14 protein-coding genes are annotated in these 15,013 nt (G+C 40.0%); 8 read left to right on the plus strand and 6 right to left on the minus strand.

Features of this window, described 5'->3' with window-relative positions:
- Window positions 1–51 precede the first annotated feature (51 nt).
- Complete coding sequence (gene thrC / locus F936_RS04475; RefSeq protein WP_005045225.1) at window positions 52–1,191, plus strand: threonine synthase; 1,140 nt, start codon at window positions 52–54, stop codon at window positions 1,189–1,191.
- 110 nt (window positions 1,192–1,301) lie between these two features.
- Here the strand turns inward: thrC and pbpG are convergent, their stop codons facing one another.
- A complete protein-coding gene (gene pbpG / locus F936_RS04480; RefSeq protein ID WP_003654437.1) occupies window positions 1,302–2,348 on the minus strand; it encodes a D-alanyl-D-alanine endopeptidase PBP7/8 in 1,047 nt (348 codons plus the stop codon).
- A 212-nt stretch (window positions 2,349–2,560) separates the two neighbouring features.
- On the opposite strand from pbpG, the gene gacA reads away from it, so the two are divergent.
- Genes gacA through F936_RS04495 form a run of 3 tightly spaced genes read left to right on the plus strand, consistent with a single transcriptional unit; the run spans window position 2,561 to window position 6,217 of the window.
- Window positions 2,561–3,196 carry a response regulator transcription factor GacA gene (gacA, locus tag F936_RS04485; protein WP_003654436.1) on the plus strand — a complete coding sequence of 212 codons (636 nt, stop codon included), beginning with the start codon at window positions 2,561–2,563 and terminating at the stop codon, window positions 3,194–3,196.
- A gap of 9 nt (window positions 3,197–3,205) precedes the next feature.
- Window positions 3,206–4,774 (plus strand): sensor histidine kinase, encoded by a 1,569-nt coding sequence (locus F936_RS04490; RefSeq protein ID WP_005045227.1) that lies wholly within the window; start codon window positions 3,206–3,208, stop codon window positions 4,772–4,774.
- Window positions 4,775–4,798: 24 nt separating this feature from the next.
- Window positions 4,799–6,217 carry a sigma-54-dependent transcriptional regulator gene (locus tag F936_RS04495; RefSeq protein WP_004640656.1) on the plus strand — a complete coding sequence of 473 codons (1,419 nt, stop codon included), beginning with the start codon at window positions 4,799–4,801 and terminating at the stop codon, window positions 6,215–6,217.
- Between the two features lie 4 nt (window positions 6,218–6,221).
- On the opposite strand, the gene F936_RS04500 is transcribed toward F936_RS04495, so the two are convergent.
- The 4 genes from F936_RS04500 to lptF form a co-directional block, all read right to left on the minus strand.
- Window positions 6,222–7,406: a S41 family peptidase gene (locus F936_RS04500; RefSeq protein WP_004640654.1), complete on the minus strand. Its 1,185-nt coding sequence runs from the start codon at window positions 7,404–7,406 to the stop codon at window positions 6,222–6,224.
- 15 nt (window positions 7,407–7,421) lie between these two features.
- Window positions 7,422–8,969 carry a 2,3-bisphosphoglycerate-independent phosphoglycerate mutase gene (gene gpmI / locus F936_RS04505; protein WP_005045230.1) on the minus strand — a complete coding sequence of 516 codons (1,548 nt, stop codon included), beginning with the start codon at window positions 8,967–8,969 and terminating at the stop codon, window positions 7,422–7,424.
- A 126-nt stretch (window positions 8,970–9,095) separates the two neighbouring features.
- Window positions 9,096–10,166, minus strand: a complete 1,071-nt coding sequence (lptG, locus tag F936_RS04510) for an LPS export ABC transporter permease LptG (protein WP_003654431.1) — start codon at window positions 10,164–10,166, stop codon at window positions 9,096–9,098.
- Window positions 10,166–11,266, minus strand: a complete 1,101-nt coding sequence (gene lptF / locus F936_RS04515) for an LPS export ABC transporter permease LptF (RefSeq protein WP_003654430.1) — start codon at window positions 11,264–11,266, stop codon at window positions 10,166–10,168. The genes lptG and lptF overlap by 1 nt, the downstream gene beginning before the upstream one ends.
- A 143-nt stretch (window positions 11,267–11,409) precedes the next feature.
- On the opposite strand from lptF, the gene F936_RS04520 reads away from it, so the two are divergent.
- From F936_RS04520 to F936_RS04535, 4 genes are all read left to right on the plus strand, one after another.
- Window positions 11,410–12,858, plus strand: a complete 1,449-nt coding sequence (locus F936_RS04520; RefSeq protein WP_004640647.1) for a leucyl aminopeptidase — start codon at window positions 11,410–11,412, stop codon at window positions 12,856–12,858.
- A complete protein-coding gene (locus F936_RS04525) occupies window positions 12,851–13,258 on the plus strand; it encodes a DNA polymerase III subunit chi (RefSeq protein ID WP_004640645.1) in 408 nt (135 codons plus the stop codon). The genes F936_RS04520 and F936_RS04525 overlap by 8 nt, the downstream gene beginning before the upstream one ends.
- A 37-nt stretch (window positions 13,259–13,295) precedes the next feature.
- Complete coding sequence (blhA, locus tag F936_RS04530) at window positions 13,296–13,934, plus strand: cell division protein BlhA (protein ID WP_005045232.1); 639 nt, start codon at window positions 13,296–13,298, stop codon at window positions 13,932–13,934.
- 131 nt (window positions 13,935–14,065) lie between these two features.
- Window positions 14,066–14,284, plus strand: a complete 219-nt coding sequence (locus F936_RS04535; protein ID WP_003654423.1) for a hypothetical protein — start codon at window positions 14,066–14,068, stop codon at window positions 14,282–14,284.
- A 61-nt stretch (window positions 14,285–14,345) separates the two neighbouring features.
- Here the strand turns inward: F936_RS04535 and F936_RS04540 are convergent, their stop codons facing one another.
- On the minus strand, window positions 14,346–15,005 hold the full coding sequence (locus tag F936_RS04540) for a riboflavin synthase (RefSeq protein ID WP_005037345.1): 660 nt from the start codon (window positions 15,003–15,005) through the stop codon (window positions 14,346–14,348).
- Window positions 15,006–15,013: the final 8 nt, after the last annotated feature.

Consider the following 15,013-nt stretch of genomic DNA (forward strand, 5'->3'; position numbering starts at 1 on the left):
GGTTGAGGGAAAGATTCCCTCTCCCGCTTCACCTCTAATTGGAACACCATCATGTCTAATGCCAATCGTTATACTGGTCTTGTAGATCGTTATCGTGACCGTTTGCCAGTTTCGGCAACTACTCGTGCTATCTCTTTGGGTGAAGGCAACACCCCGCTCATTAAACTAGAGAATATTCCACGTATTATTGGCAAAGATATTGAAATTTATGTGAAATATGAGGGTTTAAACCCAACTGGTTCATTTAAAGACCGTGGTATGACCATGGCTGTAACCAAAGCGGTTGAAGAAGGCTCTAAAGCGATTATCTGTGCATCTACTGGTAACACTTCTGCTGCTGCTGCTGCTTATGCTGCACGTGCAGGTATCAAAGCATTTGTTTTGATTCCAGAAGGCAAAATTGCGATGGGTAAAATGGCGCAAGCGATGATGTATGGTGCGATCACTATGCAAATCCGTGGTAACTTCGATGATGGTATGCGTCTTGTAAAAGAAGTCGCTGATCAAGCGCCTGTAACGATTGTAAACTCAATCAACCCTTACCGTTTGCAAGGTCAAAAAACCATTGCTTACGAAATCGTTGAAGCTTTAGGCCGTGCACCTGATTATCACTGCTTACCTGTAGGTAACGCAGGTAACATCACAGCTCACTGGATGGGCTATACTGAAGCGGTAGCAAATCAACCTGCTGATCAGTTTGAACAAGTGATTTATGACGCAGCAACAGATCAGTTTACTGGTCCAAAACCTGAAGGTTTACCAACAATGGTAGGTTATCAGGCTTCTGGCGCAGCTCCATTCTTACGTGGTGCTCCAGTTGAAAACCCAGAAACAGTTGCAACTGCAATCCGTATTGGTAATCCACAAAGCTGGAACCATGCTAAAGCGGTAGTACGCGACTCTAAAGGCTGGTTTGATGAACTTCAAGACAGCGAAATTTTAGAAGCTCAGCGCTTACTTTCTATGTATGAAGGCGTATTTGTTGAGCCAGCATCTGCTGCTTCTATCGGTGGTGCGATTCGTGACATTAAAGCAGGTAAAATTGCTGAAGGTTCTGTAATTGTATGTACAGTGACTGGTAATGGCTTGAAAGACCCAGATACTGCAATCAAACAATGTGCTGATGCAGTCATGTTGTCAATTGATGCAACAATGAGCCAAGTAAAAGATTCGATTTTATCTAACATGTAAAATCTGAGTTTTCATAAAAACGGCTGTTCAACACAGCCGTTTTTTTATGTCTTTTTTAATAGCTATAAAAAAAAACGCTTCTTGATCGAAGCGTTTTTAGAATAATTAAATTAAATACGTTTTGGTAAATTACTTAACCAACTCAATAGGTTAGTTGCATCATTATTACGTGCTTGCGAACTTGGCTCACCAAGCAATACAATCACTGCTGGACGTGAGTTTACAGTCGTATGCATGACAACACAGCGACCTGCTTCATTGATATAACCCGTTTTAGACAAGTTAATATTCCAACCACCATTACGCACTAGAGCATTGGTATTATTAGATTTCAATACGCGATAACCCAAGTTGAAATCATAAGTTGGTGTGGTTGAAAATTGACGAATCAAACCATACTGAGATGCTGTACTCGCCAAAATCCCTAAGTCACGCGCAGAAGATACATTGCGCGGATCTAAGCCTGTAGATTCATAATAATGAGTTGCGTTCATACCTAAAGCACGTGCTTTAGAGTTCATTGCAGCAACGAATGCAGGACGACCACCCGGATAAGTACGCGCTAAAGCAGCCGCTGCCGGATTTTCAGACTTCATTAAAGCAAACAACAACACTTCTGCACGGTTCATCTTGTCGCCAACACGGAGTGTTGAACTTGAATTTTTACCGTTTGCTCCCGCAAAATCAATTTGCTCAAGCATAATTTCTTCTGACATGTTTAAACGGGCATCTGCCGTTACCACTGCTGTCATTAACTTGGTAATAGATGCAATTGGCACAGAAGCATTCGTATTTTTACTAAACAACACTTCACCAGTTTGCGCATCCATCACTAACGCAGCGCGAGCACTTACACTCGGCTGGGCATTGTAACCAGAGGTATCGCGGATTTGAGCAAATTTTGGTGCAGATGCCACAACTTTGGGTGCATTACCACCACGTAAAGTTGTAGTTACAGATGTTGACCCTTGTATAGTTGGCTCATCATCTTCATCATTCAAAAGTTGGCTAGCGTCAGCTGAAGACCAATTTAAACTTGCACTCCCACCACTCCCTGAGGACGGGTTATTGACGAGTTCTGCAAAGCTTGTTGAACTCAAACTAAGCAAAATAGACATGCTCAGCACATGTATTAAAGACTTTTTAGAATTTTTCACGGCACAATACTCGACTCAGGGTGATACACATTTGCGCTTACTATAATTATGCCTTACATTTGAGGTATAAGGTATAACGCTTTTACCGACACAATTGTGCACAACTATTCGCTCACTATATAAGAATAGGATTGCTAATTTTGTCATTCCATTGCAAGCTAATTTTGCTTTATGTAACAAAAAACTTGTTTTTTGAAAGAAAGGAGGTCTTCTTGATTACAGTTTTAGTTGTGGATGACCATGAACTTGTACGTACAGGCATTTGCCGTATGTTAGAAGATCATGCCGATGTAGAGGTCATTGGACAAGCCGAATCGGGTGAAGAAGCAATTGCTATTGTTCGTCAGAAACATCCTCAAGTTGTGCTACTTGATGTCAACATGCCAGGCATCGGGGGCGTAGAAACAACACGTCGTTTACTACAAACCGCACCAGATACAAAAGTTATTGCTGTAAGTGGCTTATCAGAAGAACCTTACCCTTCTCTTTTGCTTAAAGCAGGAGCTAAAGGCTACATCACGAAAGGTGCTCCAATTACAGAAATGGTTCGAGCAATCAACAAAGTCATGCAAGGTGGTAAATACTTCAGTGCAGATATTGCTGAGCAGTTGGCGAGCTCTTATCTGTCTGACACACAACAATCACCTTTTGACGCCCTATCCGAACGAGAAATGCAAGTTGCAATGATGGTTGTAAATTGTATTAGCGCTCAAGAAATTGCGGACAAACTTTTTGTAAGTGTCAAAACGGTGAATACTTACCGCTACCGTATTTTTGAAAAACTCGCCATCGATAGTGACGTTAAACTAACTCATCTTGCGATTCGGTATGGTCTGATCAAACCATAATCACACTATATGCAATTTCCCTTAAACTCATCGTTGTCCAATACGATTTTTCGTTTGGGCACGTGGTATGGTTTATATCGTCTTATTATTGCGGTTAGCCTCAATATTATTTTGGTTTTAACCGATGCTCAAATAGACAATAGTCTACAACAACCCGCTTTATATTCTTACACACTGCTTGGCTATTCCATATTAAGCCTTCTTCAGCTTTTGTGTTTTAAGTTTGTTGCAACTCAGGCAACAAAGCAGCTTATTTTATTTTTTGTAGTTGATGTTATCTGCCTGAGTTTACTTACATTTTCTGTAGGTGAACCAAATCTACAACTCAGCTTGCTGTATGTTATTACTATATTCACCTCGGCAATTTTACTCAGCGCAAGAATGTCTTTACTCATTACATTACTTGCGGTCATTGCCATTATTTACCAACGCTTTGTCGGTAGTTTATTTGACTACAATAATCTAAATACAATTGGTAATAGTGCCTTATTAGCCTTCTTATTTTTTGTGGTGCATGGCATCGGGCAAATTGCTGTTCAGCGCTTTAAATTACTTGAGACGCTAACTTTCCACCAATCAATAGAACTCTATCAACTACAAAATATTAACCGCTATATTCTGGAACAAATTGAAGAAGGCTATCTTGTTCTAGATGAAAACTATGACATAGTTCTAAGTAATCCGGCTGCCTGCTCTCTGTTAGGCATTCCGCCACAATTTGCCAGTGAAAAATATCCTTTAGCGAAATGGCACCCCGATTTATTTGAAATTCTTAAGTTTGATAACCTACAAGAAGGTGATCGATTTATTTTTGAGTCTCGGCTGTCGGCTTACTCTATTAACATTAAAGTGCAGCATCTTGTGGTGCCGCAACAAGCATTGACGCTGCTCATTTTACAAGATGCACAACACATTAATCAGCAAGCTCAACAACTCAAACTTGCTGCTTTAGGGCAACTTTCAGCCAGTATTGCACATGAAATCCGTAATCCTCTGGCAGCAATTGTTCAAGCAAATGAATTACTTAAAGATAGTGATTTAGAGCAGCAAAACACTTTACGCCGTATGATTGGCAAGCAAACAAAACGCATCGATAGTATTGTTCAAGACACCTTAGGACTTGCCAGCAGCGAAAGAACTCATCCAATCCAGATTGAATTAAACGACTTCATAAAGACGTTATTAGACGAAGATCTATCGGATGTTAAACATTCTATACAGCTTAAAATCTCTGATTCATCCTTAAAATTATTATTTGACGAGAAACAACTAAGACAAGTGCTGATTAACCTTGTCAGGAATGCTTTACGACATAATGCCCCCGATTCACCCCATGTTCTGATCAACATTCACTCACAAACAAATAAAATTTATATTGATGTGATCGATTACGGCGAAGGTGTTTCAAAACGTGATATATCTCAATTATTTAAACCATTTTTTAGTACCGAAATTAATGGAACTGGTTTAGGATTATATTTGTCTCATAGTTTTTGTGAGGCAAACCATGCAAAGCTCACGTATGTAGAGCAAAAACAAGGGGCATGCTTCCGAATGGAATGCCCAATAATATATTGATTTTTTTATTAGGTTTTTGGGGAAATGGCAGAACAGCAACCACTAGTTTTGCTTGTAGACGATGAAGAAGATTTGTGCCTTTTAATGCAAATGACTCTTGCGCGAATGGGGATTAAAACACATCTTGCTTATCGGGTTGAACAGGCCAAACAACTCTTTACTCAGTTTCATTACGATGCATGCTTAACCGATTTAAACCTACCCGACGGTAGCGGTTTAGAATTAGTTAAACATGTTTCTCAAACTTATTCTCACACACCAATTGCAGTTCTAACTGCGTACGGCAATATGGATATTGCAATTGCAGCATTAAAAGCGGGAGCTTTTGATTTTGTAAGTAAACCTATTAACCAAATTCATTTAGATCAGTTATTAAAAAAAGCGCTAAATCAGCCAAAACCAGAGCATGAGTTCGGTGAAACAACGTTGGAAAATGACCTATTAATTGGACGTTCTCCGCCCATACAAAACCTACGTATTGCTATAAAAAAAATAGCTCGTTCCCAAGCTCCTGTGTTTGTTACGGGGGAATCCGGTACAGGTAAAGAAGTTGTTGCTAATCTTATTCACCGTTTGAGTAACCGCAGCGAAGGCCCATTTATTGCGATTAACTGTGGAGCAATCCCAACTGAGCTCATGGAAAGTGAACTTTTTGGACATAAAAAAGGCAGTTTTACTGGAGCTACCCAAGACAAACAAGGCCTTATTTTATCCGCTCATGGCGGCAGCTTATTTTTAGATGAAATTGCCGAATTGCCTTTAAGTATGCAAGTTAAATTACTTCGGGCAGTACAAGAGAAAAAAATTCGCCCAGTAGGTTCAGATCAGGAAATCGATGTTGATTTTCGGGTGATCAGCGCCAGCCACCAAGATTTAGATTTATTAGTTCGACAAGGTAAATTCCGTCAGGACTTATTTTTCCGTATTCATGTTATGGATATCATGTTGCCGCCACTGCGTGAGCGCGGTGGAGATATTTTGTTATTAGCCAATCATTTTATTCAAAAGGTTTGTATGGAATGGGAAATTCCAAGCAAACAATTAACTACTACTGCTGAAACTTATTTATTGCAGCAAGATTTTCCAGGTAATGTTCGTGAATTAAGAAATATGATTGAACGAGCCATTACCTTAAGTGATGATGAATGTATTGATTTAACACACTTAGCACCTCCTCTCAGAGGCAGTAGCGTTAACTCGCAAATCACCACTAAACCAGTGAATGACACATCAACTGCGATTACTCAGAATCGGCCAAAATTACCAATGGAAGGCTTAGAACGCTACTTAGAAAATATTGAAAAAGATATTCTACTGAACGCGTTGGACATGACACATTGGAACCGCACCTTAGCAGCTAAAAAGCTAGGAATGACCTTCCGCTCTTTACGCTATAGACTGAAAAAGTTTGGCTTAGATACCGAATTAGGAGAGGAAGTATAAAAGACTATTTTTTCTTTAGAAATAAGTCTGCAACACGATCTAAATATACGTCTTCTTTCATTTCTGGGGGCAAAGGATAGGTCTGATTAGGCTGAATACCTTGCCCTTCAATCATATTTCCATTTGGCGTGTAATAGTGTGAGACTGTCATTTGTAGTGCCGCACCACTTGGCAAAGGAAACAGTTTCTGCACTACGCCTTTCCCATAACTTTTTTCACCGATTACCCAAGCACGCTGGTGTTCTTTCATGGCCGCGGTAAAAACCTCGGCTGCCGATGCAGAACGATGATTAATTAATATACCTAATTTTATATTCTGAAATTCATTGCCGGGCAAAGCCTGAAATTGCTGATTACCTTCCGAACGGCTTTTAGTTGAGACGATAATCCCACTATTTAGAAATAAATCTGCCGACTCGACTGCTGCCGATAACAATCCACCCGGATTGTTTCGTAAATCGATTAAAACGGCTTTTAAACGTGGTGAACTATTTTCTTCAATTAACCGTTTAATTTCATTTGCCGTGTCTTGCTGGAATACTCTAATTTTTAGTACCAAAACCTGATTATGTAGCATTACAGGTTCTATATCGGTTTCTATTTTTTTATTACGAACTAAGTTGATGTTTCCATTTAAATCTTCTGCTTGTACTTGAAGCGTACTTCCGATAGAGCCATAAAGCAGCCCAAGCACCTGATCTTGGTTTAAATTTTTTAAGTCTTGATTATCAATCTTGAGAATCGCTTGACCATTTCTCAAACCTAATTTGTATGAGTCTGAGCCAGTTTTAAGATCACGAATCATCCATTTATGGACATGCAATTCAGGGCTTAAAGCAAAATCAACCGAGGCAAGGTCACCTTCGGTATATTGAATCAATTGACGATATTCTTCTGCCGACAAATAACGTGAGTAACGATCTAGCCCACTCACTAACCCTTTAATAGCTTGTTGAAATAAGGCATCGTCGGACTTCACGTCAACGTAATTATCTCGAACGATTCCATAGATTTGAACAAACTGTTGAATCGACTCAATCGGTACCTCTGCATAACTATGTTCCGGTTCTTCCGAATCCGAATGCAGAGGTGACAATTTCTCTTTTACAACTGGCGCTGCAAAAGCAAATTGGCTGCAACACAGCAACATACTTACAATAAGTTTTTTATATTTAATGTGTTGCAGCATCCAATCACCTTTGGCTTATGCAGATAATGTAATCAGATTACGCCCTTGCATTTCAGCAGGAACAGGAATCTGCATTAAATTGAGAATCGTAGGTGCTACATCGGCAAGCACACCACCTTCTGCAATTGTTGCTTGTGTTGGGCCAACATAGATAAACGGTACAAGTTCCGTTGTATGTTGAGTGTGAACTTGACCACTTTCATAGTCTTGCATTTGTTCAACGTTACCATGGTCAGCAGTAATCAACATATGGCCTTTCTTTGCCATTACCGCTTCATAGACACGCCCAAGACAAAGATCGACTGCTTCAACTGCTTTAACTGCAGCATCAAAAATACCTGTATGACCTACCATATCACCATTGGCATAGTTCACAACCAATAAATCGTATTCGCCAGAATTAATGGCTTTAACCAATTCATCAGTTACTTCATAAGCACTCATTTCAGGCTTAAGGTCATACGTTGCAACGTTTGGAGATGGAATCAAAATACGCTTTTCGCCCGGATATTCATCTTCACGCCCGCCACTAAAGAAGAACGTTACATGAGCATATTTTTCAGTTTCGGCAATACGTAACTGAGTCTTTCCAAGAGAAGATAAATATTCACCCAATGAATTTTTTAATGCTTCTGGCATGTATGCAACTGGCGCATCAATGCTAGCCTGATAACGGGTTAGCATGACAAATTTAGAAAGGTTTGGTACAACTTTACGCTCAAAACCTGCAAAGTCTTTTTCTACAAATGCACGAGTAATTTCACGAGCTCGGTCAGCACGGAAATTCATAAATACAACGCTATCGCCGTCTTGTACTTTAGCAACATCACCAATACGAGTCGCTTTTACAAACTCATCGTTTTCATTGGCTGCATAAGCTAACTCTAAGCCTTCTACTGCTGTTTGCGCAGTACGAAGTGCCTCACCTTCAGTCAACAAGCGATAAGCTTGCTCAACACGATCCCAACGGTTATCGCGGTCCATTGCAAAGTAGCGGCCAATCATGGTCGCGATACGGCCTTGGTCTGGATATTGAGCGAATAATGCATCTAATTTTTCTAAAGACGACTGAGCACTGCGTGGAGGTGTATCACGGCCATCAAGGAAAGCATGTAAATAAACTTTTGCACCACGCTTTAATGCAAGCTCACACATCGCCACAATATGGTCTTCATGTGAATGAACGCCACCGTCTGAGAGTAATCCCATAATATGAACAGCACCACTAGCAGCTTTGGCTTTTTCAACAGCGTCAATTAACACTTCATGTTTAAAAAAATCACCAGTACGAATATCTTTAGTAATACGGGTAAAGTCTTGATACAAAACACGACCAGCACCAAGATTCATATGGCCGACTTCAGAGTTACCCATTTGTCCATCAGGCAAACCAACATCTTCACCAGAACCAGAAATTAGACTATTTGGATGCTTTGCTGTCATTGCCGCCAAATTCGGTGTTTTTGCTGCAAGAAAAGCATTATCTTCAATCGCTTCACGGTGACCAACACCATCCATAATGACCAGAACGTGAGGGATCTTGCCAGCAGTTGCATCCGTCATAATCTATTTCTCTTTTGTCTACAATTTCGTCACAATATCTTACCGAATTTTCGGTCAAGACTCTATTTTTTCCTATGGCTTTCACCAATATCTACGATTAATGAAAACCATAAATTTCAATTATTACTAGCGAGCGCGGTAAAGCAAATAACTTCCGGCACCAAACATTAATAAGATAGGTACAAGTACAAACCAAGCTGGAGATGGGGAATAAACCAAGCTGGCATAGCCCAAGAAATCCTGCAAATAATAGAAACTCAAGCCAATAAACAATGCGATCACCAAACGGAAACCCATCGATTGTTGGCGTAATGGTCCAAAAATAAATGAACACGCCACTAGAACCAGAGCGATCAACGAAAATGGCGAAGCAACTTTTTGCCAGAAAGCCAATTGGTAAGTCTTTGGTACCTGACTATATTCATCCATATAACGCATGAAGCTAATCAGTTGGCTTGGCGATAAATCCTCAGGATCTAAAGTCACCATGTGCACATATTTAGGCTGTAATGCTAAAGCAAGCGATTGTTCATCATGGTCAGTTTTGATGGCATTTCCTGCCGCCAAAATATCCATTTGTTCTGCTTTCTTCAAAGCCCATTGACCATTTTTTACAAACTGTCCTTGCTGAGCATTAATCAATGATTGCAAGTAATAGTTCTGGTCAAAGTCGACCACTTGAATATCTTTTAAATTGCCCTGAGAGTTAGCATAGTCGATATAGATAAATCGCTGCCCTTCACGTGACCAATAACCTTTGACTTCGCCTAAAGCAGCTACAGAACGGTGGCTTTTAACACTCTGTGCTTTTTCATTCGTATAAGGGATAACCCATTCACTTAAGGCAAAAGACAAAATAATAAGCAGTAAAGCTGAGCGCATAACCCAACCGACAATACGCCATAAGCTAATACCGGCGGAGCGCATGACGATAAGTTCACTACTCGTCGCCAATGACCCTAGACCAATCACAGCACCGATCAAGGCAGAAATAGGCAAAATTTCATATAGATAACGAGGCGCCCCCCATAACACATAGATGAGAGCTTGCCATGCGTTATAGTCTGGTTTGAGTTCACCCAACTCGCCAAGGTACGTAAATAAGACCTGTAAAATCGACAAAACAACTGTGGTGCCAAACATTGCAAGCGCAGTGGTTTTCGTCACATATTTGGCGACTATTCGACGTGCTAACATTATAATTTCACTCGCTTGATCTGTTTCTTGATTTTTGGTGCCAACTTTTGTTTACGTGAAAATAAGGCGGCTGCAATGCCATAAACAACCAACACGGCAGGATAAGCCCAAATATCGAGTTCTTCTTTACTAATACGAGTCTTGATTGCAATCATTAATACGATCAGACTGGAAAAAATAAAAATCGCCGGAATAAGACGGTAATAACGACCTTGTCTTGGACTCACCTCAGACAATGCCACAGAAAGCATTAAAGCAATAATAATGGTAAATGGGCCAAATAAACGCCATCCCAACTCACTTCTTACCACTGGATCATTTGTTTTTGAAAAAAGTTTAGTCGTTGATAAAGCTTCTACATCCCCACTCTCAAACTTAACGTCTTTATCGTTTTCTAAGCGTAGACGATAAGACTGAAACTCTGCTTGTGTATATTTTGGTTGTCCCGGGAATATTTCATAACGGCGGCCTTGCACCAGATCAACTACATTGGCTGTATCATTTGCAACCTCTACACGAGTCGCTTCTTTTGCCAAAATCATGACATCTGGCTTATCTGCTTTGGCTGCACGTTGATAAAAGAAAATATCTTTTAGATTTTTTCGATCTTCTGACAGTGAACCCGCATAAATCGTATATGGTCCAGATGAAATAAACTCTCTTGGACGAACTAAATCGAAGCCCGTGCGAACCGCTTGGGTAGTTGTTAATTTTTCAAACTCACGAAGTCCCCACGGTGTCATCCAAAGCATAAGCACAGACTGACAAACCATATAAACCAGTGTTATAGGAATGAGTAAGCGCGCTAATTGATGGCGACTCACACCACTACCATTCAATACAGCCATTTCATGGTCAACATATAAACGACCAAATACCAACATTAAGCCAATAAAAAAACCTAGTGGTAAAATGAGTGTTAAGAATTCAGGTAAACGGTATCCAATGATACTAAACAAAATACCGGCATCTAAACGTCCCTGTGCCGCCACACCAAAGTATTTGATCAGACGACCACCCATCATGATTAAGGTCAATAAGGAAATGACCACCAATGAGGTAGAGACAACTTGCTTGACGAGATAACGCCGAATAATCAAAGTAATACTTCCAAAAGGCTAATCGGGACGACTGCTAGTTTACCCGAATGTTAAAAATATAAAACCGCACATTGCAACGCTATGCTTGAAAGTGTTTCAATGTTTTAATTCATCATAACTTTCTATAGGCAATCACGACAGCCATGAAATTTACAACTTATACAACTTTTCCCGAACAGACATCTAATGAATCTTTGTGGGTTTTAGTTGATTCAGAACAGCTACAAAGCAACATCAACACATATCAAATCAATAACCTAGAAAGTGTTCTTACTGCTACCCAATTTAAAGGCAACTTCAATGAAACTCTGCCTTTATTTGGTCAGATTTCAAATCAGCCTCACAGCCAATTACTTGGCTTAGGAAAAACAGCCGAACTTCAGACAGTTAAGTTAGCTAAACTGGCTCAAACTATTATCAAATCGACACAAAATAAATTTAAGCATATCGCAATTGATATTGCTGCGTTACCTGTCGAGCACCATTATTTATTTGCATTAAGCTTAACTCAAGCAGCTTATGGTTATGATGAGTTTAAATCGAAAAAAAATGAATTTGTGTTACAACAGGTTGATTTAATTAGTTCAACGACTAGCCTAGATGAAAAACAACTGGCTTTAGTACATGCGGTACAGTCTGGTCAGTCTTATGCACGCGACCTTGGCAACCGTCCGGGTAATATTTGTTTCCCAGAATATTTGGCAGAACAGGCTCTAGCTTTAGCGGCAGAATTCCCTGACCTACTTAAAGTCACTGTTTTAAATGAGCAACAAATGGCTGATTTAGGCATGTATGCTTTTCTTGCAGTAAGCAAAGGATCTGAACGTCCGGGCCGTATTGTAACTCTTGAATATCAAGCACAGATTGATCAAGCTCCGGTAGTTCTTGTTGGTAAAGGCGTAACTTTTGATACAGGTGGCATTTCTTTAAAACCAGGCCTTGGCATGGATGAAATGAAATTTGATATGTGTGGTGCAGCCTCTGTACTCGGTACAATGCGTTCGCTCTGTGAAGCAAAACTTCCTATTCATGTGGTAGGTGCAATTGCAGCAGCAGAAAATATGCCTTCTGGCAAAGCAACCCGTCCAGGCGACATTGTGACCACCATGAGCGGTCAAACTGTTGAAATTTTAAATACAGATGCTGAAGGCCGTTTGGTGCTGTGTGACACATTGACCTATATCAAACGCTTCAATCCAGCAGTAGTGGTTGATATTGCGACTTTAACAGGTGCGTGTGTAGTCGCTTTAGGCAAAGTACTCAGTGGTTTGTTCTCACCAGATGATGCTTTGGCAGCCGAGCTCCAACAAGCGGGCGAACAATCTTTTGACCGTGTATGGCGTATGCCCGTAATTGATGATTATCAAGAGTTACTTGACTCACCATTTGCAGATATTGCGAATATCGGTGGTCCATACGGCGGCGCGATTACGGCTGCATGTTTCCTTGAACGCTTTACACGTGAGTATCGTTGGGCTCATTTAGATGTAGCAGGAACAGCATGGTTATCTGGTCCAGCTAAAGGTGCAACAGGTCGTCCAGTACCACTCCTCATGCAATTTTTAGCAAATCGTGTAAATACGAATGGCTAAAGTTAGTTTTTATCTGTTTGAAACCAGTGAAGAACGGCAAGTCGATAGTGCTTGCCGTTTATGCCGAAAAATTTTACAGAAGCATCCTAAAATCTGGTGGTATTGCCCAGATGTGCAACTACAACAGATGCTTGATGAAAGATTATGGGATTTTGATCCTGTCAGTTTCATTGCGCATGGTGTTGACCAGACTGATGCTGCTGTATGTATTTCGGCTAAACAACCACTTGAACAAGGCTTGTTAGTATTTAATTTTAACAATCATGCACTTGATCAAGTTGATCATTTTAGCCACATTATAGAAATTGTTGAAAATAATGAAACAGCCAAGCAAATTGGTCGAGAAAAATTTAAAATGTATCGCCGTTTGGGTATAGAACCGCGGACCTTTAAATTATAACGCGCTAAAATGTAAATACTGTTGATCAAGGAGAACCATGGTGGCATTAAATGTCGGGCAAGATTTTAAAAAAAGATGGTTAAATGCGCCTGAAGCTGTCCGTCATACCTATCAACAGGATCTGGCTCGTATTTGCGATCTCCTCGAACCCCAAACCCCTATTCAGCTTTGGGTTTTAAATGACGAAAAAGCGCAGTTAGAATCACAGCAAAAAATTGAACAAGCCTACGCAGACCTCAAAGCAGAGCTCATTGAGCAGGCACGTATTCGTCGTCAACTTGCTTTAGAAAAAGCACTTGCTGACAAACGTGCATCAGAAGCTGCTTATGCTGCGGAGTTGCAAGCAGACGAAATTCGCAAGTTTAATGAACAGACTGAAACATTACACATATTACGTAGTCATTTAGAACAAGAGGTTGCAGAGCAAACTGCGCGTTATCAGAAAAATCCTGAAACACCTGCAATTAATTATTCATCTGGCGTAAAACTTAGTATTACCGATGATCAAATCTTATCTGAGCTTGAAAGTTTACGCATTCGTTTAGAACTTGAAGCTGAAAGCTTAATTGAACAGTCTGTAACGGCTTTCCGAGCCAAGTTACATTCGGCAGCTCAAGAAGAAATTGAATACATTTTAAAGAATTCTAAGTTTTCTGATGAAAAAATAGAAAAGTAAACCTTTAAATATTTGTTTTGTCATAAAAGTGACACGTATATGTCACAGAATAGACATATAGATTATTCTTATAGATCAATTAATTATAAGAATGAAAAGTAACTATTCAAGATAATTAATGAGGATAAGAGATGGACATTCTGCATCAGATTTCAAAGCAAGTTGAACAGCTAAATCAGGGTGAGCAATGGACGTTTTCAGCACAAGAATTTTATATGAGTCATAACGACTTTAACTCTTTATCTATCTTACTTACACGTGAGTCTGAAACCCGTGATTTTACAATTACTCGCACTCAGCATAACAAGCCATGGGTCGGCACACACTCGGTTACTCTAACCAAGCATTAAGTTTTCAAAATAAAAAAACCGGAACATGTGTCCGGTTTTTTTATTTTAACGATCTAGCTTTTTATTTTAAAAAACCATTTTCAGCTAAAAAAGCCATACTAATATTTGACTCTGTTTTTTGTTCAGCAGCCTTATCACCTAGTAATAAACGCTCGATATAACGCGCCAAAACATCGACTTCAAGGTTTACCTTGCTACCTACTTGCCACGTTCCAATGTTAGTACGTTCTGCTGTATGCGGAATTAAGTTCAAGCTTAAAATATTTCCACGTAAATGGTTAATCGTTAAACTAATCCCATCTACAGTCACAGAACCTTTTTCTGCTAAATATTTAGCAAGTTCTGCGGGTGCCGTCACTTCATAATAGATTGAGCGAGCATCTTCACGTACTACGGTAATTTCGCCCACGCCATCAACGTGACCACTTACAATGTGTCCACCAAAGCGTGTTGTCGGTAACATTGCTTTTTCAACATTGACACGTTGCCCGACTTTCCAGTGACCCAAAGTCGTTCGGTTTAAACTTTCACGAGAAACATCAGCTGCATACCAATTATCGCCCCATTCAATCACGGTAAGACAAATTCCATTGGTCGCAATTGAGTCACCCAAATGTACATCTGACATATCCAGATCAGTCTGAATACGTAAACGCACATCACCACCTACGCTTTGCAGGCTTTCAACTTTTCCTAAACTTTCAATAATGCCTGTAAACATGGCTGAAT

The organism is Acinetobacter calcoaceticus DSM 30006 = CIP 81.8 (genome assembly GCF_000368965.1).
In the GTDB taxonomy this organism is placed as follows: domain Bacteria; phylum Pseudomonadota; class Gammaproteobacteria; order Pseudomonadales; family Moraxellaceae; genus Acinetobacter; species Acinetobacter calcoaceticus.

Excerpts from the sequence above, each read along its gene's own strand:
- F936_RS04490 (WP_005045227.1), top strand. The coding sequence starts at position 3,206 with ATGCAATTTCCCTTAAACTCATCGTTGTCCAATACGATTTTTCGTTTG.
- gpmI (WP_005045230.1), bottom strand. The coding sequence starts at position 8,969 with ATGACGGATGCAACTGCTGGCAAGATCCCTCACGTTCTGGTCATTATG.
- lptG (WP_003654431.1), bottom strand. The coding sequence starts at position 10,166 with ATGTTAGCACGTCGAATAGTCGCCAAATATGTGACGAAAACCACTGCG.
- F936_RS04520 (WP_004640647.1), top strand. The coding sequence starts at position 11,410 with ATGAAATTTACAACTTATACAACTTTTCCCGAACAGACATCTAATGAA.
- F936_RS04525 (WP_004640645.1), top strand. The coding sequence starts at position 12,851 with ATGGCTAAAGTTAGTTTTTATCTGTTTGAAACCAGTGAAGAACGGCAA.
- F936_RS04495 (WP_004640656.1), top strand. The coding sequence starts at position 4,799 with ATGGCAGAACAGCAACCACTAGTTTTGCTTGTAGACGATGAAGAAGAT.
- F936_RS04540 (WP_005037345.1), bottom strand. The coding sequence starts at position 15,005 with ATGTTTACAGGCATTATTGAAAGTTTAGGAAAAGTTGAAAGCCTGCAA.
- F936_RS04500 (WP_004640654.1), bottom strand. The coding sequence starts at position 7,406 with ATGCTGCAACACATTAAATATAAAAAACTTATTGTAAGTATGTTGCTG.
- F936_RS04535 (WP_003654423.1), top strand. The coding sequence starts at position 14,066 with ATGGACATTCTGCATCAGATTTCAAAGCAAGTTGAACAGCTAAATCAG.
- blhA (WP_005045232.1), top strand. The coding sequence starts at position 13,296 with ATGGTGGCATTAAATGTCGGGCAAGATTTTAAAAAAAGATGGTTAAAT.
- thrC (WP_005045225.1), top strand. The coding sequence starts at position 52 with ATGTCTAATGCCAATCGTTATACTGGTCTTGTAGATCGTTATCGTGAC.